This window comes from Enterococcus mundtii, assembly GCF_002813755.1.
In the GTDB taxonomy this organism is placed as follows: Bacteria; Bacillota; Bacilli; order Lactobacillales; family Enterococcaceae; genus Enterococcus_B; species Enterococcus_B mundtii.
The window spans coordinates 1,921,949-1,943,686 of the sequence record NZ_CP018061.1 but is presented as its reverse complement, the minus strand read 5'-3'; the positions used below and the strand labels follow the sequence as shown (position 1 = coordinate 1,943,686).

Annotated in this window: 18 protein-coding genes, 1 pseudogene and 1 riboswitch; of the genes and pseudogenes, 14 read left to right on the top strand and 5 right to left on the bottom strand. The window is 42.1% G+C overall.

The genetic code is table 11. The features are described from left to right. Positions 1 to 85: 85 nt before the first annotated feature. Positions 86 to 715, top strand: a complete 630-nt coding sequence (locus tag EM4838_RS09165; protein ID WP_071867507.1) for a CBS domain-containing protein — start codon at positions 86 to 88, stop codon at positions 713 to 715. A gap of 13 nt (positions 716 to 728) precedes the next feature. Next, the gene (locus EM4838_RS09160) at positions 729 to 1,538 is read left to right on the top strand and encodes a pyruvate, water dikinase regulatory protein (protein ID WP_071867508.1); all 810 of its coding nucleotides are present in this window, start codon (positions 729 to 731) and stop codon (positions 1,536 to 1,538) included. Between the two features lie 69 nt (positions 1,539 to 1,607). Here EM4838_RS09160 and thiE read toward each other — a convergent pair whose 3' ends face one another. The 3 genes from thiE to thiD are packed head-to-tail and all read right to left on the bottom strand — an operon-like array spanning position 1,608 to position 3,857. After that, positions 1,608 to 2,246 (bottom strand): thiamine phosphate synthase, encoded by a 639-nt coding sequence (gene thiE, locus EM4838_RS09155; RefSeq protein ID WP_071867509.1) that lies wholly within the window; start codon positions 2,244 to 2,246, stop codon positions 1,608 to 1,610. Next, the gene (thiM, locus tag EM4838_RS09150; protein WP_071867510.1) at positions 2,236 to 3,048 is read right to left on the bottom strand and encodes a hydroxyethylthiazole kinase; all 813 of its coding nucleotides are present in this window, start codon (positions 3,046 to 3,048) and stop codon (positions 2,236 to 2,238) included. The genes thiE and thiM overlap by 11 nt, the downstream gene beginning before the upstream one ends. After that, positions 3,045 to 3,857, bottom strand: a complete 813-nt coding sequence (gene thiD / locus EM4838_RS09145) for a bifunctional hydroxymethylpyrimidine kinase/phosphomethylpyrimidine kinase (RefSeq protein WP_071867511.1) — start codon at positions 3,855 to 3,857, stop codon at positions 3,045 to 3,047. The genes thiM and thiD overlap by 4 nt, the downstream gene beginning before the upstream one ends. Positions 3,858 to 3,933: 76 nt before the next feature. Then, positions 3,934 to 4,031: riboswitch (TPP riboswitch) on the bottom strand. Between the two features lie 226 nt (positions 4,032 to 4,257). On the opposite strand from thiD, the pseudogene EM4838_RS09140 reads away from it, so the two are divergent. The 11 genes and pseudogenes from EM4838_RS09140 (at position 4,258) to EM4838_RS16695 (ending at position 17,235) form a co-directional block, all read left to right on the top strand. Beyond that, positions 4,258 to 4,515 (top strand): annotated as a pseudogene (locus tag EM4838_RS09140) (TfoX/Sxy family protein). A gap of 699 nt (positions 4,516 to 5,214) precedes the next feature. Continuing rightward, a complete protein-coding gene (locus EM4838_RS09135; RefSeq protein ID WP_071867512.1) occupies positions 5,215 to 6,687 on the top strand; it encodes an InlB B-repeat-containing protein in 1,473 nt (490 codons plus the stop codon). Positions 6,688 to 6,870: 183 nt separating this feature from the next. Continuing rightward, positions 6,871 to 7,671 (top strand): SDR family oxidoreductase, encoded by an 801-nt coding sequence (locus EM4838_RS09130; protein ID WP_071867513.1) that lies wholly within the window; start codon positions 6,871 to 6,873, stop codon positions 7,669 to 7,671. A 16-nt stretch (positions 7,672 to 7,687) separates the two neighbouring features. Beyond that, complete coding sequence (locus tag EM4838_RS09125) at positions 7,688 to 9,550, top strand: BglG family transcription antiterminator (protein WP_071867514.1); 1,863 nt, start codon at positions 7,688 to 7,690, stop codon at positions 9,548 to 9,550. Next, positions 9,547 to 10,029 carry a transcriptional regulator GutM gene (locus EM4838_RS09120; RefSeq protein ID WP_071867515.1) on the top strand — a complete coding sequence of 161 codons (483 nt, stop codon included), beginning with the start codon at positions 9,547 to 9,549 and terminating at the stop codon, positions 10,027 to 10,029. The genes EM4838_RS09125 and EM4838_RS09120 overlap by 4 nt, the downstream gene beginning before the upstream one ends. Further along, positions 10,029 to 10,583, top strand: a complete 555-nt coding sequence (gene srlA, locus EM4838_RS09115) for a PTS glucitol/sorbitol transporter subunit IIC (protein ID WP_071867516.1) — start codon at positions 10,029 to 10,031, stop codon at positions 10,581 to 10,583. Before EM4838_RS09120 ends, srlA begins: the two co-directional genes overlap by 1 nt. A 15-nt stretch (positions 10,584 to 10,598) precedes the next feature. Further along, positions 10,599 to 11,606 carry a PTS glucitol/sorbitol transporter subunit IIB gene (gene srlE, locus EM4838_RS09110; RefSeq protein ID WP_071867517.1) on the top strand — a complete coding sequence of 336 codons (1,008 nt, stop codon included), beginning with the start codon at positions 10,599 to 10,601 and terminating at the stop codon, positions 11,604 to 11,606. Positions 11,607 to 11,622: 16 nt separating this feature from the next. Next, positions 11,623 to 11,979, top strand: a complete 357-nt coding sequence (locus EM4838_RS09105) for a PTS glucitol/sorbitol transporter subunit IIA (protein ID WP_071867518.1) — start codon at positions 11,623 to 11,625, stop codon at positions 11,977 to 11,979. Positions 11,980 to 12,016: 37 nt separating this feature from the next. Beyond that, the gene (locus tag EM4838_RS09100) at positions 12,017 to 12,706 is read left to right on the top strand and encodes a fructose-6-phosphate aldolase (RefSeq protein WP_071867519.1); all 690 of its coding nucleotides are present in this window, start codon (positions 12,017 to 12,019) and stop codon (positions 12,704 to 12,706) included. Between the two features lie 469 nt (positions 12,707 to 13,175). Further along, entirely contained in the window at positions 13,176 to 14,627 is a 1,452-nt protein-coding gene (locus tag EM4838_RS09095; protein WP_071867520.1) for an FAD-dependent oxidoreductase, read from the top strand. Continuing rightward, positions 14,593 to 17,235 (top strand): hypothetical protein, encoded by a 2,643-nt coding sequence (locus tag EM4838_RS16695; protein ID WP_179948044.1) that lies wholly within the window; start codon positions 14,593 to 14,595, stop codon positions 17,233 to 17,235. Before EM4838_RS09095 ends, EM4838_RS16695 begins: the two co-directional genes overlap by 35 nt. Here the strand turns inward: EM4838_RS16695 and EM4838_RS16690 are convergent. Further along, positions 17,232 to 19,151 carry a hypothetical protein gene (locus EM4838_RS16690; RefSeq protein WP_179948043.1) on the bottom strand — a complete coding sequence of 640 codons (1,920 nt, stop codon included), beginning with the start codon at positions 19,149 to 19,151 and terminating at the stop codon, positions 17,232 to 17,234. The genes EM4838_RS16695 and EM4838_RS16690 overlap by 4 nt on opposite strands. Before the next feature lie 7 nt (positions 19,152 to 19,158). Here EM4838_RS16690 and EM4838_RS16685 point away from each other — a divergent pair, with 7 nt between their 5' ends. After that, positions 19,159 to 20,724, top strand: coding sequence for an LPXTG cell wall anchor domain-containing protein (locus EM4838_RS16685; protein ID WP_179948042.1), 1,566 nt, complete (start codon positions 19,159 to 19,161; stop codon positions 20,722 to 20,724). A gap of 338 nt (positions 20,725 to 21,062) precedes the next feature. Here the strand turns inward: EM4838_RS16685 and EM4838_RS09065 are convergent, their stop codons facing one another. Further along, on the bottom strand, positions 21,063 to 21,719 hold the full coding sequence (locus EM4838_RS09065) for a YitT family protein (RefSeq protein WP_071866868.1): 657 nt from the start codon (positions 21,717 to 21,719) through the stop codon (positions 21,063 to 21,065). Between the last annotated feature and the right edge of the window lie 19 nt (positions 21,720 to 21,738).

Genomic DNA, 21,738 nt, shown 5'->3' with positions numbered 1-21,738 from the left:
TAATGAAACACAAATTTATTTTGAAATCGGTTTATATATGTGTATAATAAGAAATGAAAATGAGGAAGGGAGAGAAAAGGCACAAATGAAATTGAGTGAACGACAAAAAAAGATCATCGAGATCGTCAAAGAGACACAACCTGTCAGCGGAGAAAAAATTTCTGAACTCTTAGATGTTTCAAGAGCGACACTGCGGTCGGACTTATCCTTTTTGACAATGTCTGGGATACTAGAAGCTACGCCGAAAATTGGTTATACGTATACAGGTTCTGACCTAGAAACGCTTTTTTTCTTTAAAACATTCACAGTCAAAGTGGATGAGATCATGGTGCCACCATTGCTGATTGATTTGAATACTTCGATCCGTGATGCGATCACGACATTATTCGTGTATGATGTTGGCTCGATTTATGTGATTGACGGAGAAAAACAATTGGTGGGTGTATTATCTCGAAAAGATTTGTTGAGAGCTTCCTTAAATACTGAAATCGATCATACGCCGGTCGCTCTTTGTATGACACGAAGTCCGCATATCAGAACTTGCACGAAAAAAATGGATTTATTGGAAGTAGCGACGATCCTTCAAGATTTTGAAGTTGACTCTCTGCCAGTGGTTGATGAAGCAAATGAGCGAAACGTAATCGGTAAGATCACTAAATCAAAAGTATTGAATTTTATCACTCAGCAAGCGAGAAATGCTGAACGAAATCGATAGGGGGAGTTTATAAATGCAAAATGAAGTCATTGTTTATTCTATCTCAGATTCACTAGGTGAAACGTCGCAAAAGTTATTATCCGCTGTGATGGTCCAATATCCTAACTTGGTGTTCCATAATAACTATAAATTTCCTTTTGTGAATCAGAAGGAAGAGCTGTTGCCGATTTTAGCAGATGCTTTACGTGATAAAGCAATTGTGATCAGTACACTCGTGAATCATGAACTGTCGGAAGTGGCAAAATCTTTTAGTCGGAAAACTGGTTTATTATATATCGACTTGATGCATCCTCTTTTCGAGATCATTCATGCAAAAACTGGGATGCAGCCCATTGAAGAACCAGGGGCTGTCCACAAGTTGGATACTGAATACTTCAATCGGATTTCTGCCATCGAGTTTGCTGTAAAATATGATGATGGAAAAGATCCTAAAGGTTTTTTAGATTCAGATGTCGTACTTCTAGGTGTTTCTCGAACGTCAAAAACACCTTTAAGTATGTATCTGGCAAATAAGGGGTACAAAGTGTCCAATCTGCCATTGATCCCTGAAGTACCATTACCCAAAGTATTAGAAGAAGTAGACAAAAGTAAAATCGTTGGTTTGACTTGTCATCCAGAGAATTTAGTGAGAATCCGGAGCAATCGCTTAGATTCTTTAGGTTTGCATCAATCGTCAAGCTACAACAATTTAGAAACGATCCACAAAGAATTGGCTTACTCGCAAGAGATTTTTGATCACTATGGAAATTTTGTCATTGATGTGTCGGATAAATCGATTGAAGAAACTGCTTTTATCGTTGAACATCATTTGAAAAGCTTGTAGTGAGGAATGAAATTAAACGCGACCTATGTAAAGATCATTTGACTTTACATGGGCCGCTTTTTTAATTTATTACTCTTTGATGAACGTATTGATTTGTACAGAAAGTTTTTTAGTCGCTTTTTTGATTTCTTCTTTTGCTAGGATCGCTGAAACCACAGCAAATCCTTGGACGGGGCAAGTTTTGAATTCTGCAATCGTTTGTTCGTTGAGACCACCGATCAAAACAACAGGGATCGAAACGTGTTGAAGAATCTTCTTGAGTTCATTTTTAGATACGATGATGGCATCTGTTTTAGTAGCGGTTGGGAACATCGTCCCGACACCTAAATAATCTGCCCCAGCTTGTTCAGCGGAAATTGCTTGGTCGAGGGTTTGGACGGAAGCGCCGATGATTTTTTCAGGTCCAATCATTTTTCTCACCACAGCCACAGGTAGATCTGTTTGACCGACATGAACACCTTCTGCATCACAAGCTAACGCAATGTCTACTCGATCGTTGATGATCAATGGAACATTGTATGGTTTAGCTAATCGTTTCAACGCGATCGCTTCCTCATAAAAATCTCGTGAATTGGCTTTTTTTTCTCTCAACTGTAAGACAGTGATACCACCTTCAAGTGCTTGTTGCACTGCTTCTTGGAGTGTTTTCTTTTTCAGCAGTGACTGATCGGTCACTAGGTATAAGGAATAGTTGATGTCATTTTTCAAGATAGTTTCCTCGCAGTAGTAATGTTTCCCGATCAATGCGGCTGATTTCATCAATCAATGCGATCCGAAAACTTCCCGTACCAGCCGTTTGTTCCAACGTAAGCTCACCAGCAATCCCCATGGTAAGAACGGCTGTGGTTGTGGCGTGGAAAAGATGTTCAGGAAAACCCCCACAAAAGCTAGCAATCAATGAAGTGAGCATACAGCCAGTGCCAGTGATCCGACTCATTTCAGGACAACCATTGTGCACTAAGATTTTACGCCGCCCATCAGAAATCACATCTGTCGCACCGGTGATCACTACGATACATTTGTGAGCGGTTGCTAATTGATCAGCAATCTGTTGGGCTTCTTCAATGGAGCTTGCATCATCTGCCGAGGCATCAACACCTTTCGTTGTGCTTGCGATCCCTGCTAAAAAGCGGATTTCTGAAATATTGCCACGAATCACTGCGCATTTCAAGTTTTCCATGATCGTTTTTGCTGTTTGATTACGAAACTGTGAAGCCCCTGCACCGACTGGATCAAAAATGATTGGGATACCTTTTTCATTGGCTGTTTGCCCAGCTAAAAGCATCGAAGCTACGGTACGTTCATTTAAAGTACCCATGTTTAGTACCAATACCTGTGACATTGCTGTGATTTCTGCTACTTCTAACGCTTCATCAGCCATAATCGGTGAACCGCCGATCGCAAGTGTGACATTCGCACAATCATTGACCGTTACATAGTTCGTGATATGGTGGACCAAAGGATTTTTCATACGGACCGTTTCTACAGCTGTTTTTAAAAATGTATTCATTGACTTTGTTCCTCCTTAAGACCATTGCGATAGAGTGAATAGAAATGATTGGTTGGGCCATGACCTTCGCCCAATTCTAGTGAATGTGCGATTGCAGTAGTGATATATTTTTTTGCCTTGGAAATTGCTTGGTCTAATGGTACGCCCAAAGCGAGTTGTGAGGCAATCGCTGAAGAGAAGGTGCAACCAGTGCCATGGGTGTTTTTTGTGGCGATTCGTTCAGACGTATAGGAGTAAATATTTTCCCCATCATACAATATATCAGTGGCTTCACCTGAGCGATGCCCTCCTTTGATCAAAACTGCAGAGTGACATCTTTCATAAATGGCTTTTGCTGCTCGTTCCATTTCTTCCAGGGAAGTAATCGAGCAATCTGCGATTTTTTCTGCTTCTGGAATATTTGGAGTGATCAAAGTAGCTAATGGTAAAACGTTTTTGATCAATGTATCGATTGCTTGTGGCTCCATCAAGGCATCGCCATTTTTTGCATACATCACAGGATCTAGTACAATATTTTTAGGTTGCCATTCTTGTAGACTGCTTGCGACAGCTAACATCGTATCTGCACAAGACAACATACCGATTTTGACTGCATCAGGATAGATGTCCTCGAAAACAGCTGTCATTTGTTCATTGATAATTGTTGGTGCGATGTCTTGGTATGAGATCACACGAGCGGTATTTTCAGCGACTACTGAGGTGATCACAGACATTCCATAAACACCATGAGCGGCAAATGTTTTTAAATCGGCTTGGATACCGGCGCCCCCGCTACAGTCTGAACCAGCAATAGTTAGTACTTTTTTCATCAGATTCCTCCTTAAAATAGAAAAAAGACATTCTTCCAGTATAGAAGAATGCCTTGATTGTTTCGATTTCGCATCAACAAAAAGGACATTTGCTCCCTACGCTGGTATCAACCAACAGGTTCAAAGGGTCAGGTTTTACCTTCTCAACGCGATAACGTCCCCCTGCAAACAAAATCATATTTAGTTACGAACCAATGATATCTGAAAAAAGCAGAAGATTCAAGTTTTACAGGAGCAAGCCTACATTGAGCAGCTAAAAGAAACAGTTTACTTTCTTTCGAAGTAGCGTTCTTATCTGAATTGCTAGTGCGTTTCTCAAAATGGTATACTAAAGAAAAACGATAGAATATTCTAAGTGTACTATGCAATATATCAAAGCCAGACTTTTGGAGGGAATCTCATGACAGAGTTAAGTAATCTACCGAATATAGGGAAAGTATTAGAAGAAAATTTACGAAAGATTGGTGTGACAACGGAAGAACAATTTAAAGAAAAGGGAGCGGAATAGATATTTTTTGAAATTCGTCAAAAGGTGGACAGTGGCGCCTGTCTCCATATGCTATATGGAATCGAAGGAGCGAGAAAAGGCAAGCCTGTGCAAGCTTTATCAAAAGAGGAAAAAGAAAAGTTGAAGCAATTCTATCGAAGCCTATGCTAAAAAAATAAGCAATGAAATCTGGACATGGTGGCTAGTTCCGGATTTCATTGCTTATTTTGGTGTACCTTTTTTAAAAAAAGTTAATTGTTATAGACAGATGAGCAATCATTTTATTTTACTTTTCTGTTCAACATAATCGATAAAGTTAGAAAATATGAAGTGATTAAAAAAATATATTTGTGAATTTAATAACATTGTTGAGTTTTTTTATAACTTCAAATAGAAATATACATAGCTTGAAAGAAGCAATGGAATTAATTTAATTTAATAAACAAGATAACTTAAACCAAAAATAGAACATATTTAATTACTGTTTTATTGGCATTCTGAGGATTAGGTATGTAAAAATTCATACAATTTTAATGTTTAATTTGTTATAATTTACTTGAGATTAAGATATTTATCATCTTTATAAACTGCTAAAAACAGCTGATTAATTAAAAAATAACAATTTCAAAGGATAATCTAAGGCTTTTATATTTTTTGTAATATTAATAATAAATTAAAAGCGAATGGAACATCACAACTAAATAGAGAGGCAGGAGTTTAAATTTATGATCGAGTTTATTATCATTATTTTTTTCGGAAAAAGGGGGTTTAATAAATAGAGGTATATGCGATTTTTATTGTTCATCATTGAGCAATTTAAAGTGTTAACACAATATGGTTATTGACTTCATGCCAGAATGGAGGATCATTATGAAAAAGATAGTATCGTGTTTTATTGTTTTTCTTGTATTTGTAGGGTTCAACCCAAATGTTTCTGCGGCAACTTCAGGAGTCAATTCAGAAGTGTCTTATTCTGCAAATGGCATTGATTATTATGACGTCGGGGAAGATGAAATGATCCCGTGGCGCTTTAATGGTGCACAAATCAATCCTGGAAGTTCTCCAGGGATTTTTTCAACACAAGTGAAGCTATTATCTCAAAATCAACAAAGTGGTGTGGCAATGGTCATGGTTGATCTAAGTACGCTAGATAATACTGATGCGGAAAGAAGAAATCCTAGTGAGATGGAGCTGGAAGTTTTTCTAAATGGGACCTCATTAGGAAAATATCAGGTCGGCGAGCTATTCAGTCATACGAATCCATACCTAGATCCAAGTGTACGTATGATCGGAGTTCCATTTTCCATCGAAGGTGAAATCGGTGATATAAATACACTTGAAATTCATGTTTCACTACCTGTAGATGCATCCAATGCTTCGCGAGTAGCTGAAATTAGAGTAAATGCCTCATTTACACCAATTGAATCCTATACGGTGAGTTATGTCGATGGCGTGGAGAATGAAGTTGTATTCGAGGATCAAACATTCAAACGTATTGAACCAGGAGCTACGACACCTACTTTTGGTGAAGAGCCAACAAGAAAAGGTTATACATTCGCTGGTTGGAGTCCAACCGTCAGTGAGACAGTAACTAGCAACGCAATCTATACAGCCATATGGGAACCCGTTCCGACTTATCAGGTCAACTATACAGACGGTGTACCAGATGAGGAAATTTTTGCAGATCAAGTCTTTAAAGATTTAGTCGCCGGTTCTGCGACACCCACATTTAGTGGGCAACCTACAAGAGCTGGGTATACATTTAAAGGATGGGATAAAGCAGTAACTGATACAGTGACTGGTGATGTAACTTACACAGCTATTTGGGAACCTGTGATTCCACAAACCATCAATTACCAAGTGATCTATACAGACGGTGTAGAAAATCAAACTGTTTTCGATAATCAAGTGTTTTCAGATTTGACTAAAGGCGTAGCAACTCCGGCGTTTAGTGGAACGCCATCAAGAGAAGGCTATAAATTCATCGGTTGGACGCCAACTGTCAGCGAGTTTGTTGAAGGTGATATGACTTATACCGCACAATGGGAAAAATTGCCAAAATTCATTGAGCCTGTGTCACCACCAATCAAACAAGCAGAGGTAAAGAAAGTGAGTGAAACAGTCAAAACGACTGAAATAACTAAAGCGATAACAAAAGTAATGAATAAGGAACAAGTCACGTATACTAAAACCCCCATCAACCATTCAAGAAAAGTCAGACAGCTTCCGAAAACAGCAGAACAATCGATGTACTCGAATATCTTGGTTGGCTTGGGTATGATCATAGTCTTTATAGTGGCAATATACTGGTTGAAACGTTCAAAATCAGAAGGTAGCCGATAAAACTGAAAGATAATGCTCATGTAAAAAAATAGAATAGAGCAAAGAACTAGTAAATAAAAAAAGCATCACTTATAAAAAGACATTAAGTCAGATTTTTTTTGGAAACTCAAAAAAAGTCTGGCTTAATTATTTTCCTCTACGTAGCTATACTGAAAGCGTAAACAAAAAAAGGGGTGATCGCTTATGACAAATTGGCTGAACATTGAGGGGAAAACGATTATTGTAACCGGAGGATCTTCTGGTATCGGGAAAAGTATCGTCGAAAGTTTATTGGAACAACATGTCAATGTAGCAAATTTTGATATTAAAGATTCGACACTTAAACATCAACGATTATTGTTTGTAAAAACCAATATAACATTACGACAAGAGGTAGAAGCTGGAGTTGCAAAAGTAAAGGATCACTTTGGTACGATCGATGGGTTGGTCAACAATGCAGGAATCAACATTCCGCGCTTATTAGTGGATAAAAAGCACGCGCACGGGGAATATGAATTATCCGAGGAAGTCTTTGACAAAATCATCGCAATCAATCAAAAAGGTTTGTATTTGATGACTCAAGCAGTAAGTAGAATTTTAGTTGCTAAAGGAGAAGGAGTTATCATCAATATGTCTTCTGAATCAGGACTTGAAGGTTCAGAGGGACAAAGTGCTTATGCTGCAACGAAAGCCGCTGTCAACAGCTTTACTCGATCTTGGGCAAAAGAGTTAGGAAAATCAAATGTTCGGGTAATAGGGATTGCTCCAGGAATCATGGAGGAAACCGGACTACGCACACTTTCTTATGAAGAAGCCTTGGCCTATACTCGTGGCATCACGATTGAAGAGCTTAGAGCAGGTTATGCCAAAACAAGCACGATTCCATTAGGTCGAAGCGGGAAATTAAAAGAAGTCGCTGACTTAGTTAGTTACTATCTATCTGATCGTTCGAGTTATATCACTGGAGTAACCACAAATGTGGCCGGAGGAAAAACTAGAGGATAAAAAGTGGGGGAAGTAAATGACGGTAGTGAACAGATGGTATCAAATTCTACAATTACTGGTTACCCACAAAGAAATGAGAATCGGCGGGTTGAAACAAAAGCTGAATACAAGTACGCAAACGGTGAAAACCAGCATTGAATCTTTAAACGAAGAATTGATTGGAATTGCAGAAATCGTTCAACATAAGAATGCTTTTCATATCGAAATTGAAAATTTTGAAAAATTTGACTTGATAATGAACGGCAGTTTGAAGCGGAAGAGCGATTTTAATTCTTGCAGTAAAAGAGTTTTCTTTATTCTCAAGAAGCTGATCGAGCAAAAAGATTTTTTGCTGATCGATGATTTGTCAGAAGCATTAGGGGTCAGCCGAAGTACTGTCGTCAAAGATCTACGAGTGATGAAAAAACTGATTTCCTCTTTTGATGTCGAAGTGATTGGCACGCCGAATCGTGGACTGCGTATGCGTGGAGAAGAACTGGATCTACGACTGTTACACCTTCATTATGTACAAGAATATTTTGCAGAACGTCCATTATCAGAACGCACACAAGATTTCGTAGAACACTTAGTTCAAAAATTTAATTTACCTAAAAATCAGGGTCTTCTTTTGAAAAAAACGATTTCTATTACAATGAAACGACTCCTTAAAGGAAATATACTGGTAGACTTGCCAAATGAGTATATGGACCTTATGACGAGTCATCCTGCTTTTGTCGAATTGATCCATCATTTGGAATATGAATATAGCATCACACTAAGCCAAACAGAACAAGCTTTTCTTAGTTTTCCTCTTAATATAAGTGCTATCGTTGGCATGGATAAGTCTACTATTGATGAGCAAAAAATCGAACAGTTATTTCAACAAATGATAGAGAGAATCCATAAAAATTTACTAGTAGAATTTGATGAAACCTTCTTAGTTCATGAAATAAAAGAGCATTTCATTTACATGCTCAATCGTTTGATTTTTCGAATAGAGCTGCAAGATCTGTTCTATGGTGAAATCGAATCCCAATATCCTCTAGCCTATGAACTGGCAAAAATTGGTCTACAGCAGATTGGGGAGCAGTTACAACGAGTGGTTCCGACTGTAGAAATCAGCTATATTGCCTTTTATTTTGAACTTGCATTGAGGAAACAAACCAGTAATAACGAACACAAAGAAATTGCAATTGTCTGTAATACCGGAAAAGGAACAGCTTTGATTATTCGCCGTCAATTGGAACGGGTTTTGGGTCCTCAAATAAGCATGGTCCATTTTTCTGAGGAGGAGTATCAGCAGGAAGACTTAGACCAATATTTTGCTGTTTTTACAACCATTCCTCTGAAAAATGTAAAGAAACATACGCCAATCATTCGATTGATCAATCTATTCAACGAAACTTGGTTGCAAGAAGAGTGGCGTAAAGCAGAAAAGTTGAGAGCTGCAAATGTTCATCACTTAAAACTAGATTTTGAGATTTTAAATGAAAAGAAACCCTACAAACAAAATCTTGATCATATGCTTGAATCTCTTGAGAGCAAAGGTATGGTCGATCAAGAATTTAAGGAGCAATTGTTTATTAGAGAAAAGTTAAGGAGTACGATTTTTGAATATGGAATTGCTTTTCCTCATGCCATCAATAAAAAATCGGCTGAAATTATTTTATCAGTGGGGATCTTTAGGAAAGGGATCTCCACGATCAACGGACAAGTGCAAGTCGTCTTGTTGTTAGCCATTCCACAAGATCTAACGATGGAAAAAGAAAAAGAATTGCTAAAACTGTATGATCAGCTTTTTGCTGTTATTGGCGATCCTGAATTTAGAAGTGAACTATGTCGTTTGGATGATTTAGTTGGGTTACAAAATTGGATGATACGAAAGGGGGTCATAACATGAACTTCATATATATATTCGGCGCATTTGCACTTGCTGCTTACGGACTGCAAGTAATATTTGGAATGAAACAAATCAAACACTTTAATCAAATCTATCTAGAAATGCGCAGAAAAGGGAAGGTGGCTATCGGTCGTCGATCTGGAAAAATCAAAGCAGGAACGATCGTCATGTTTGCTGTCGATCAAAAAGGGATCATTATTGATGCGCGAAAGATGCAGGGCGTAACTGTCCTAGCAAAATTTCGTCTATTGCCACAATATATTGGAACAGATATCCACTACATCGACAACTATCATCCTTTGGTGCGAACAGAAAATAAATTGGTGCAACAAGCAATGGTAAATGCCAGAGAAATCTATTTGCGGGTAGAATTAGGCAATTATCAAGAAGAATCGCTACCTTCCCCACTTACGATGCTTGGCATTCAATTCAGTTTATGGAAAAAACAATACCTATCAAGAAAAAGGAGTGTTGAATAATGGAATATATCACAAAATTTGCGGAAGGCTTCATCGGTTTATTTGAAACGGGTGCGGAAACTTTTGTATCTTGGATGACTGGTATCGTCCCTGTAGTGTTGATCCTAATGGTAGCAATGAATACACTGATTGCTTTCTTAGGTGAAGAACGAGTAACTAAAGTTGCCAAACTATCAACGAAGAATCCCGTCACAAGATATTTGATCTTACCTTTTTTATCTGCCTTTATGTTGGGAAATCCGATGTCTTTTACAATGGCTCGCTTTTTGCCTGAATATTACAAGCCAAGCTATTATGCTTCTCAAGCACAATTTTGTCATACGAGCAATGGCGTCTTTCCCCACATCAATCCGGGTGAATTATTTGTTTGGTTAGGAATCGCCCAAGGAATCACAACCTTAGGATTGAATTCAATGGAATTAGCTGTGCGTTATATGTTTGTCGGAATTCTTATGAATTTTATTGGTGGCTGGGTAACAGACTTTACAACCGCATATGTTTGTAAACAACAAGGAGTCACTCTGAGTAAAACAGTAGAAACAGCGACAGAATAAGGAGGAAGTGAAAAAATGAGCTATCACAGTATTCGAGTTGTAAGAGGAACTGGTGGGTTCGGAGGACCATTAGTGATCACACCAACAGAGGAAAAACATAAATTTATTTATATTACTGGTGGGGGAGAAAAACCAGTAATCGTCGATAAAATTGCTGAATTGACAGGAATGGAAGCAGTCAATGGCTTTAAAACTTCTATCCCAGATAATGAAATCGCTTTAGCAATCGTTGATTGCGGAGGGACATTGCGTTGTGGGATCTATCCAAAAAAAGGAATACCTACGATCAATGTCGTACCAACAGGAAAAAGCGGACCATTAGCACAATACATTACAGAAGACATTTACGTATCGGCAGTAGGGGTCAATCAAATCACGCTGACTACTGAAGAAAGCACGGTCGGTCATTCTGACAACATAGGAAATAAGAGTGGGCCAACACGTGAATATAAATACGATACAAGCAAAAAAATTACTGAACAAAAAGCGGAACAGCAGAATTTTATTGCAAAAATCGGCATGGGTGCAGGAAAAGTAGTGGCAACTTTTAATCAGTCCGCACGCGAAGGTGTACAGACGATGATCAATACGGTCATTCCGTTCATGGCATTTGTTTCCTTGTTGATCGGGATCATACAAGGATCTGGTATCGGTAATTTCTTTGCTAATATCATGGCACCTTTAGCAGGAAATATTTGGGGATTGATGATCATCGGTTTTATCTGTTCCTTACCGTTTCTTTCTCCATTATTAGGACCTGGGGCAGTCATCAGCCAAGTCATTGGGACACTGATCGGGGTGGAAATCGGTAAAGGCAATATTCCGCCACAGCTCGCTTTACCTGCGTTATTTGCAATCAATACTCAAAATGCTTGTGATTTCATCCCTGTCGGATTAGGCTTAGAAGAAGCAGAGGCTGAAACAGTAGAGGTTGGCGTACCTTCCGTTTTATATTCACGCTTTTTAAACGGTGTACCCAGAGTGTTAGTCGCATGGATAGCAAGCTTTGGAATGTATAGTTGAATCTAGGAGGGAAAAAATGTCAGTTTATTCAACAAACGTAACTTCGATTGGGGCAGAAGCTACGCTATTCAAAGAAGAGAAGATCGTGATTCTATTTGGAAAAGATGCACCAGATATGCTATCAGCCTATTGTTATAATATTGAACTCCAGCCAATCCACGGAGAGATCAAAGTAGGACAACAGCTATTCGTCAATGAGACAAGCTATCGCATCACGTCTGTTGGAAGTTTGGTCAATGATAATCTAAAAGAGCTTGGACATATCACAATCAAGTTTGACGGATCAGTAAAACCTGAATTACCAGGTACTTTATATGTTGAAGGGAAAGAAATCGTAGAGATTGGTATCAAGACTAAAATCAGTATTAAATAAATTACAAAGCAACACATCTGTTGAAAGGATGAATAAAATGGAATTTATGTTAGATACGATCAATATTGAGAAAATTCGTTATTATCAATCGATCCTCCCGCTATCTGGAGTAACGTCGAATCCCTCAATCATCAAAAAAGAAAGAAAGATCGATTTGTTTGCTCACTTTAAAGAAATCAAGCAGTTAATTGGAAAAGCCAGTTTACATGTTCAAGTAGTTGGAGAAACAGCAGAGGAGATTTTAGCTGATGCCCAAGTAATCATGGATCATCTTGGTAAGGATATTTTCATTAAAGTACCAGTGAACGAACCAGGATTGGCTGCCATCAAACAACTGAAAGCCAAAGGAGTAAATGTCACTGCTACCGCTATCTACTCTGAAATGCAAGGATACTTAGCAATTGCTGCAGGTGCCGATTATGTGGCACCTTATTATAACCGTATGGAAAATCTAAATATCGATGCTGTTGCTATTATCAAAGCACTAGCAATGGAAATCGAACGAACGCAATCTCAAACCAAAATCTTAGCAGCTAGTTTTAAAAATGTCGCACAAGTCAATCAAGCTTGCCGTCAAGGGGCGCATAGTATTACTGCGTCACCAGATATCTTTGCACAAGTATTCGGTATGCCTTCTATTCATAGGGCAGTGACAGATTTTAAGAAAGACTGGGAAGAGACATTCGGGGTCAAAGATGTGAAAGCATTAGAAGAATCAGAGCAATAAGTTCCTCTAAATAAAAAGAATAAAGAGTCATAGAATGGTTGATCTATCCGTTCTATGACTCTTTTTAAATAACGTCATATTTATTATTTAAACCATTATCAAATAGCCGCTGTGCAGTTTAAGCAACAATAGGTAGCTAACATCTAATGTCCATGTACATACAGTGTATATCGTATAAAATAAATTTTTTTTATGAAATTCAATGTACAATTATATCTACTTTATGACTGGATGTTTACTTAAAAAATAAATGGTTTATTTCATCTGTTGAATCAAGAATGGTTATATTCTTTTCTGTACCGATTTTGGTAAATAGGAGTGGAAATAACTGTTTTGGTTGACTCTTAGTAAATAGACCTTTATAACTGACAACTAGTCTTTCTAAGTGATATAATTTATATAAATAGTAGATTAAAAATAACCGTATGTATTTTTTATAGCATGCTTTTATTAATGAAGGAGGCAGTTGATGAGGATCATAATTGTTGGAGGGAACCATGCGGGGATTGCCGCAGCACTTCGTATTCGTGAGGAATATCCAGACGATGAAGTAATCGTATTTGAAAAAAAAGATGAAATAACATTTGTCTCTCAAACAATCCCATTATTTTTGATGGGACATCAAGATATCCACTCCCAAGCAAATTATGCAACACCGCATGAAATTATTGCTCAAGGAGTGGATTTACGCATTCAAAAAGAAGTAACTAACATCGATGCGAAAAAGAAGACGTTGAATTTTAGAAATGTGTTAAGTCAACATGAGCACGAAATATCTTATGACCGATTGATCATGGCTGCGGGCTCGTATCCCAACCTTCCTCCAACTGGCGGAAAACTAAATGAGACACTTTTTCTTTTGAAAGAGCGTAAGGATGCTGAAGCAATTGAAAAATTTATATCAGAAGCCCATCATGCGGTAGTGATTGGCGCTGGACTGGTCGGCGTAGAAATTGCTCGTATCTTAGCGCAACGAAAAATGAAAGTCACTTTGATCCAGTCAAATGCAAGAATCCTTGACAAATATTTGGATGAGAATGCCGCAATCGAAGTAGAGAAGCAACTAGAAGAAGAAGGTATTCAACTATTACTAGGTACTAGAGTGACAAGTTACCATACAATTGATAAAAAAATCTGGAGCCGACCTAAAATCGAAGTTGAAACTTCTTCTGATTTGACTATCCGTGCAGATGGCGTCTTTGTTTCTGTTGGCTTCCGACCAAATTCGTTCTTATTAGCTGGACAAGTCGAAACCGGTGACCGTGGAGCAATCGTCGTTGATAAGTACATGTATACAACCGATGATTCGATTTTAGCGGTAGGGGATTGCTCTACGACTTATATGGACTTGACCAAAGAAAATATTTATAATCCCCATGCTTCCGATGCGTTTCGTCAAGGGCTGATCGCTGCTGTCAATATCCACGAGAAAAAGCAAGAAGTAGCAATGACCACAGGAACGTATAAATTCAATATGGATGGATTTACCATTGCGAATACAGGAATCACACTCAATCAAGCAAAAAAATTCGGATATGACGCAGAAGAGGTACACTATCAGAATCGTTATCTAGAACGTGGTGGTCAGTTTGTCCATGAATCAATCGTCAAATACTCACCAATTGAGAAAGGTAGAAAAAATCATTATTCAAGTATTTATCTTGTTTATGAAAAGAAAACTAAAAAAATCTTAGGATTGCAGGTCCTAGGAACAGTTGATATTTCTCAATATGTCAATATCATCAGTTTAGCAATCCAAAAAAACGTGACCGTGCCAGAAATTGAATTTACGGATTTCTTTTTTGAACATGGCTACAAGAATCCACTAGGTTTTACAAAAATATTAGCCTCTTTAGTTAGGGAAAAAGAAAGAGAGAGTGGTCGTGATGGCAAAGAAGAAAGATCAAATGAAATTAAATAAACCAGATAAAGAGATGTCAAAAAAACAAAAGCGAATGATTGAAGCTGGCGCACTGTTGACAGTTGGTGCTGGGGCATTTATCGGTGGCGTCACGATTCCAAATCTTTCTGCCTCTGCAGACAGTTCCTCTTTGTCCGAAAAGCGACTTGTTGAAGATGAGACCATCCAAGATATTGAACATACTTCTGTGGATGAATTAAATCAATCCTTACAAAAAGGTCAAAGTAGCAGTGTGAAGACAAATACTGGCTTTGTAGCTAAGTTAATGGATCAACTACCAAGTAAAGAAAAACTTTCTTCTATGTATGAAGGAGAAGGGATCAAAGTCAGTGATACCCATACGGCATATGATATCCAACAAATTTTGGGAATCAAAGATGCGGACGTTTATTACCAAACTTCTACTTTATCTACAAGTGATGCGCAAGTAATGAAAATGTCAAGCTATCGGCAATTGATCCAAGCAAATCCTAATGTAAAGGTAACTTCACAAGATAATTATAAAACGGTCTCTCCTCATTTATATGAATCCAAAGAAAAGGCTTATGAAGATTCTGCAAACTGGAAAGATTCAAAAGTAGTTGCAAGTACGAGAGAAAAATCCTTAAGTTTCTCATCTAAAACGAAACCTGAAAGCACCAACTTTACCGCGGATGATGGTGCAGTATTAGTAAATATGAAAATCGATACAGGTTTTTCTTTGAACGTGAAAGCAGAAAATGGGCAAGCAAAATTAACAGATGAAATCAAAAGCGACTTTGAAGATGCTATGGAGAAGAATTTTTCAATTACCTATGAAGGAAGTACCTATTATGCAGTTTATCATGATGAGTCTATTTCTACCGATCATGGTAAAAATCAAGCAGATGGTTACTTCACGTTTTCTTCATCGACCCATGGATTGCCTTTAGAGATCAACGGACATTACTTGGTTTCCCCTGTTCAGTTCGGTAGTACAGTGGACAGCTTGAAAACGTCTTTATCCTTGCACGGTGTAAGGAGTTTTGAGAACACAGATTCTTGGTTAAATACAGATGAATCCAATATCAATGTAAAAGTAAATTTCGTTGATCAATTAGCGGATGAAAATACAACTTACTATGAAATCCAAGCAAAAGATCAAGTGATCGAGTCATTGAAATATGAATATGTGACCGTTAGTTTAGACGAGCAAAAAGCCACTGATTCAACTACAGCATACGCAGATGAAATGTCGATGCCAACGTATAGTGGTTCTCAATCAGGTATTAGTCCTGGTGGAGCAGTCGATGGTAATCTTGCCGAAGACGCAGCTGGATTAGCAGGATGGAATCAGACAGCGACGTTTTCTGGTGGTGGGTATGGTGGTCACACGATTACAGCGAATTCGGCAGTAACTGTGAAAACAGGACAGGTTTCTCAGACAAACTTTTCTTCAGTTATAAGTACGGTCAATATAACAGTAGACGGTGTGTCTTATAATCAGTTTGTTGCTCAACCAATCATGGTCAATGGAGTTCAGTATGCTGGCTATTTAACCGGAGCAAATGGAAGTGGCAGTGATTTTACAATCGTTGTGAAAGATACGAACTTTAATATCTACCAAATTGGTGGAGAATTTGCTTATATTTCTTCCTCAATGACGGATATGGCCACACCAGATGCAACAACACCGGATGCAACGAATCCACAAGTTTCCCCAGGTACGACAACACCGGAAGTAGACCCAGGCGCCGGTGGAGGCGAAACTACCGATCCCGGCACAGGCACACCAGAAGTAGACCCAGGAACAGGCGGCGAAACCGATCCAGGTACGACGACGCCGGAAGTCGATCCAGGTACGGGAGGCGGAGAAACAGATCCTGGCACAGGCACGCCAGAGGTAGACCCAGGTACGGGAGGCGAAACTGATCCAGGTACAACAACACCGGAAGTAGACCCAGGCACAGGCGGAGAAACTACCGATCCCGGCACAGGTGGCGAAACCGATCCAGGAACGACGACGCCGGAAGTAGATCCAGGTACGGGCGGAGAAACAGATCCCGGCACGACGACGCCAGAAGTCGATCCAGGTACCGGAGGCGAAACAGATCCAGGAACAGGTACGCCGGAAGTAGATCCAGGTACGACCACGCCAGAAGTAGACCCAGGTACGGGAGGCGAAACAGATCCAGGAACAGGCACACCAGAGGTAGACCCAGGTACCGGAGGCGAAACCGATCCGGGCACAGGCACACCAGAAGTAGACCCAGGAACGGGAGGCGAAACCGATCCAGGAACAGGTACGCCGGAAGTAGACCCAGGCACGGGAGGTGGCGAAACCGATCCAGGCACAACCACGCCAGAAGTAGACCCAGGAACGGGAGGCGGAGAAACCGATCCAGGAACAGGTACGCCGGAAGTAGATCCAGGCACGGGCGGAGAAACAGATCTAGGAACAGGTACGCCGGAAGTAGACCCAGGTACCGGAGGCGAAACCGATCCTGGCACAGGCACACCAGAGGTAGACCCAGGTACAGGTGGAGAAACCGATACAGGCACAGGTACGCCGGAAGTCGATCCAGGTACCGGAGGAGAAACCGATCCGGGCACAGGTACGCCAGAGGTCGACCCAGGAACGGGAGGCTAAACAGATCCAGGAACAGGCACACCAGAGGTAGACCCAGGAACGGGAGGCGGCGAAACAGATCCAGGAACGACAACGCCGGAAGTAGACCCAGGTACCGGAGGCGAAACAGATCCAGGAACAGGTACGCCGGAAGTCGATCCAGGTACCGGAGGCGAAACAGATCCCGGCACGACGACGCCAGAAGTAGACCCAGGAACGGGAGGCGAAACAGATCCAGGTACGACCACACCAGAAGTAGACCCAGGCACAGGAGGAGAAACCGATCCGGGCACAGGCACACCAGAAGTAGACCCAGGAACGGGAGGCGAAACCGATCCAGGAACAGGTACGCCGGAAGTAGACCCAGGCACGGGAGGTGGCGAAACCGATCCAGGCACAACCACGCCAGAAGTAGACCCAGGCACGGGAGGCGGAGAAACCGATCCAGGAACAGGTACGCCGGAAGTAGATCCAGGCACGGGCGGAGAAACAGATCTAGGAACAGGTACGCCGGAAGTAGACCCAGGTACCGGAGGCGAAACCGATCCTGGCACAGGCACACCAGAGGTAGACCCAGGTACAGGTGGAGAAACCGATACAGGCACAGGTACGCCGGAAGTCGATCCAGGTACCGGAGGAGAAACAGATCCAGGCACAGGTACGCCAGAGGTCGACCCAGGAACGGGAGGCGAAACAGATCCTGGCACAGGCACACCAGAAGTAGACCCAGGAACAGGCGGCGAAACCGATCCAGGTACGACGACGCCGGAAGTCGATCCAGGTACGGGAGGCGGAGAAACAGATCCTGGCACAGGTACGCCGGAAGTAGATCCAGGTACGGGAGGCGAAACAGATCCAGGCACAGGTACACCAGAAGTCGACCCAGGTACCGGAGGCGAAACTGATCCAGGTACAACAACACCGGAAGTAGACCCAGGCACAGGCGGAGAAACTACCGATCCCGGCACAGGTGGCGAAACAGATCCAGGAACGACGACGCCGGAAGTAGATCCAGGCACGGGAGGTGGCGAAACCGATCCCGGCACGACCACGCCAGAAGTAGACCCAGGAACGGGAGGCGGCGAAACCGATCCAGGAACGACAACGCCGGAAGTAGACCCAGGTACCGGAGGCGAAACCGATCCAGGCACAGGTACGCCGGAAGTCGATCCAGGTACCGGAGGCGAAACAGATCCCGGCACGACGACGCCAGAAGTAGACCCAGGAACGGGAGGCGGCGAAACCGATCCAGGAACGACAACGCCGGAAGTAGACCCAGGCACAGGAGGAGAAACCGATCCCGGCACGACGACGCCAGAAGTAGACCCAGGCACAGGCGGAGAAACTACCGATCCCGGCACGACGACGCCAGAAGTCGACCCAGGCACAGGAGGAGAAACCGATCCGAGCACAGGCACACCAGAAGTAGATCCAGGTACGGGCGGAGAAACCGATCCGGGAACGACGACGCCGGAAGTCGATCCAGGTACCGGAGGCGAAACCGATCCCGACACGACGACGCCAGAAGTAGACCCAGGAACGGGAGGCGGCGAAACCGATCCGGGCACAGGTACGCCAGAGGTAGACCCAGGTACAGGAGGCGAAACCGATCCTGGCACAGGCACACCAGAGGTAGACCCAGGTACAGGTGGAGAAACCGATCCCGGAACGACAACACCGGAAGTAGACCCAGGCACGGGAGGCGAAACCGATCCGGGCACAGGTACGCCAGAAGTAGATCCAGGTACGGGAGGCGAAACCGATCCAGGTACGACGACGCCAGAAGTAGACCCAGGAACAGGAGGCGAAACCGATCCTGGCACAGGCACACCAGAGGTAGACCCAGGTACCGGAGGCGAAACCGATCCAGGCACAGGTACGCCAGAGGTAGAACCAGCGACTCCAGATAAGCCAGAAGCAGGTATTCCAACTGTCAACCCAATTTTGCCAAGTCAACCAGGAGCAAGTATTCCAGGTTTAGATATCGTAATACCAGATAAAAGTCTAAACACGGTCACGCCAGAGATTGATCCGTTAATACCTATTAACCCCGGCACGATCACACCAGAAGTCGATCCAGGTACAGGAGGCGAAACAGATCCCGGCACAACGACGCCAGAAGTAGACCCCGGCACAGGCGGAGAAACAGATCCAGGAACGACAACGCCGGAAGTCGATCCAGGTACCGGAGGAGAAACTGATCCAGGTACAACAACACCGGAAGTCGACCCAGGAACAGGAGGAGAAACTACCGATCCGGGCACAGGAGGCGAAACAGATCCAGGTACAACAACACCGGAAGTCGCCCCAGGAACAGGCGGAGAAACTACCGATCCCGGCACGACTACGCCAGAAGTAGACCCCGGCACGGGTGAAGGCGAAACAGATCCAGGAACGACGACGCCAGAAGTAGACCCAGGCACCGGAGGCGAAACCGATCCGGGCACAGGTACGCCAGAAGTCGATCCAGGAACAGGCGGAGAAACTACCGATCCCGGCACAGGAGGCGAAACAGATCCAGGTACGACCACGCCAGAAGTAGACCCAGGAACGGGAGGCGAAACAGATCCGGGCACAGGCACACCAGAAGTAGACCCCGGCACGGGTGGTGGCGAAACAGATCCCGGCACGACGACGCCAGAAGTCGATCCAGGTACCGGAGGCGAAACCAATCCGGGCACAGGCACACCAGAAGTAGACCCCGGTACCGGAGGCGAAACAGATCCGGGCACAGGTACGCCGGAAGTAGACCCAGGCACCGGAGGCGAAACAGATCCGGGCACAGGTACGCCAGAAGTCGATCCAGGTACGGGAGGCGAAACCGATCCCGGCACGACGACGCCAGAAGTAGACCCAGGAACGGGAGGCGAAACCAATCCGGGCACAGGTACGCCAGAAGTAGATCCAGGTACGGGCGGAGAAACTGATCCGGCCACTGGCACGCCAGAAGTAGACCCAGGCACGGGAGGCGGCGAAACCGATCCGGGCACAGGCACGCCGGAAGTAGACCCAGGCACGGGAGGCGAAACCGATCCAGGAATGACGACGCCAGAAGTAGACCCAGGCGCTGGTGGAGGAGAAACTGACCCAAGTACGACAACACCAGAGGTAAATCTAAGCACCGGTGATGGAGGCGAAACTGATTTAAGTAGTACCACATCAACTGAGACGACCGATACAGATAATCAAGTTGCAAGAAACCAAGTACTAAGTGATAACAGCTCTAATGATGGATTATCTAGTAATAAGCAAACGAATGACCAAACGAGTAACACACAAGAGATAAGTGACTCTGAAGATGTTTCAGGTAAGCAATTACCTAAGACTGGTTCAAGTTCAGGTATGTTTGGAAAATTTGTTGGTGGGATACTTGTTGCTTTTGCAGGATTCTTCGGACTGTTCAAACGCAACCGTCGTGAATTACAAAATGATGAAGATCGTGTCGAACGTGTGATCAAAGAGGAAGATGAAGAACAAGAAAATAAAGAGGAAAATAAGGATAAAAAGTAGAAAATAAGGTAAAAATAGAATACTTTTACCTCGATAAGTCAGCGTTCAGGACAGAAGTGTTTAGCCTCGAAAGATAAGGCACCATCCACTAAAACAATTTTCGTAGATGGTGCCTTATTTCCAAAGAAGTTACTTCTGTTCCCGCCGTTTATTCGGTTTTAGAATATGCGAGAGGACTAATGTCCTACTCGCTTTATTTTGAAGTAGTCAATTTGATTTACGCATTCCGATTAAATAATAGATAAAAATAATCATATAAAATAACCCATGAACTTCCGGAAATAGTTTCCTATTTTGGATTTCATGGGTTATTTTCTTATAGCTATTAGTCACAATGTTTATTCTGCTAGGTTTTTATTAGTTTGTTCATCTAGAATAGGCGAACTCTCATTCACTAAATCAATCGGCTTAATAGCTAAAAATTGAGTTTGAAATTGTAATAGTTTTTTCATGAAAAATGAAATGAGATAAATAGAGATGGCAGAGATAACCGCTTGTCTTACCCCCAGAATCACAAGGTTTAGAACTATGATCACGGTATTTGTCAGTAAAACACCTAAAGCATGTTCGATCCCAAAATATTTTTTGAAAATCAATGGAGGAACCGTAACTCCGCCGTTTGAGGCACCGATTTGGTAAAGAATGAATATTCCAAGACTAAATAGAAAACTGCCAGCGACTAAGGCGATTGGGAAATGTTGGGTGATTGTCAAAGTCGGTGTGTGTGCTAAAATAATCGGAAATATCAAACTACCTATCAGGGTTTTAAAAAAAACAGCTCTTTCCAGAAAGATAAAAGCTAAGCAAAGCATCGCTAGATTGATTGCCCAAACAATCAATGTCCGATCGATCAGCAAGACCATTTCTAGAAGAAAACCAATTGATCCTACGCCTGCTGAAGCAATTTGATGTGGAAGCAAAAACATATTTAGTCCCACAGTAATACTAATGATTCCAACAATAATCACAGGTAATTTTTTTATTTCTGCTTTCACACGCGTATTCCTTTCTTTT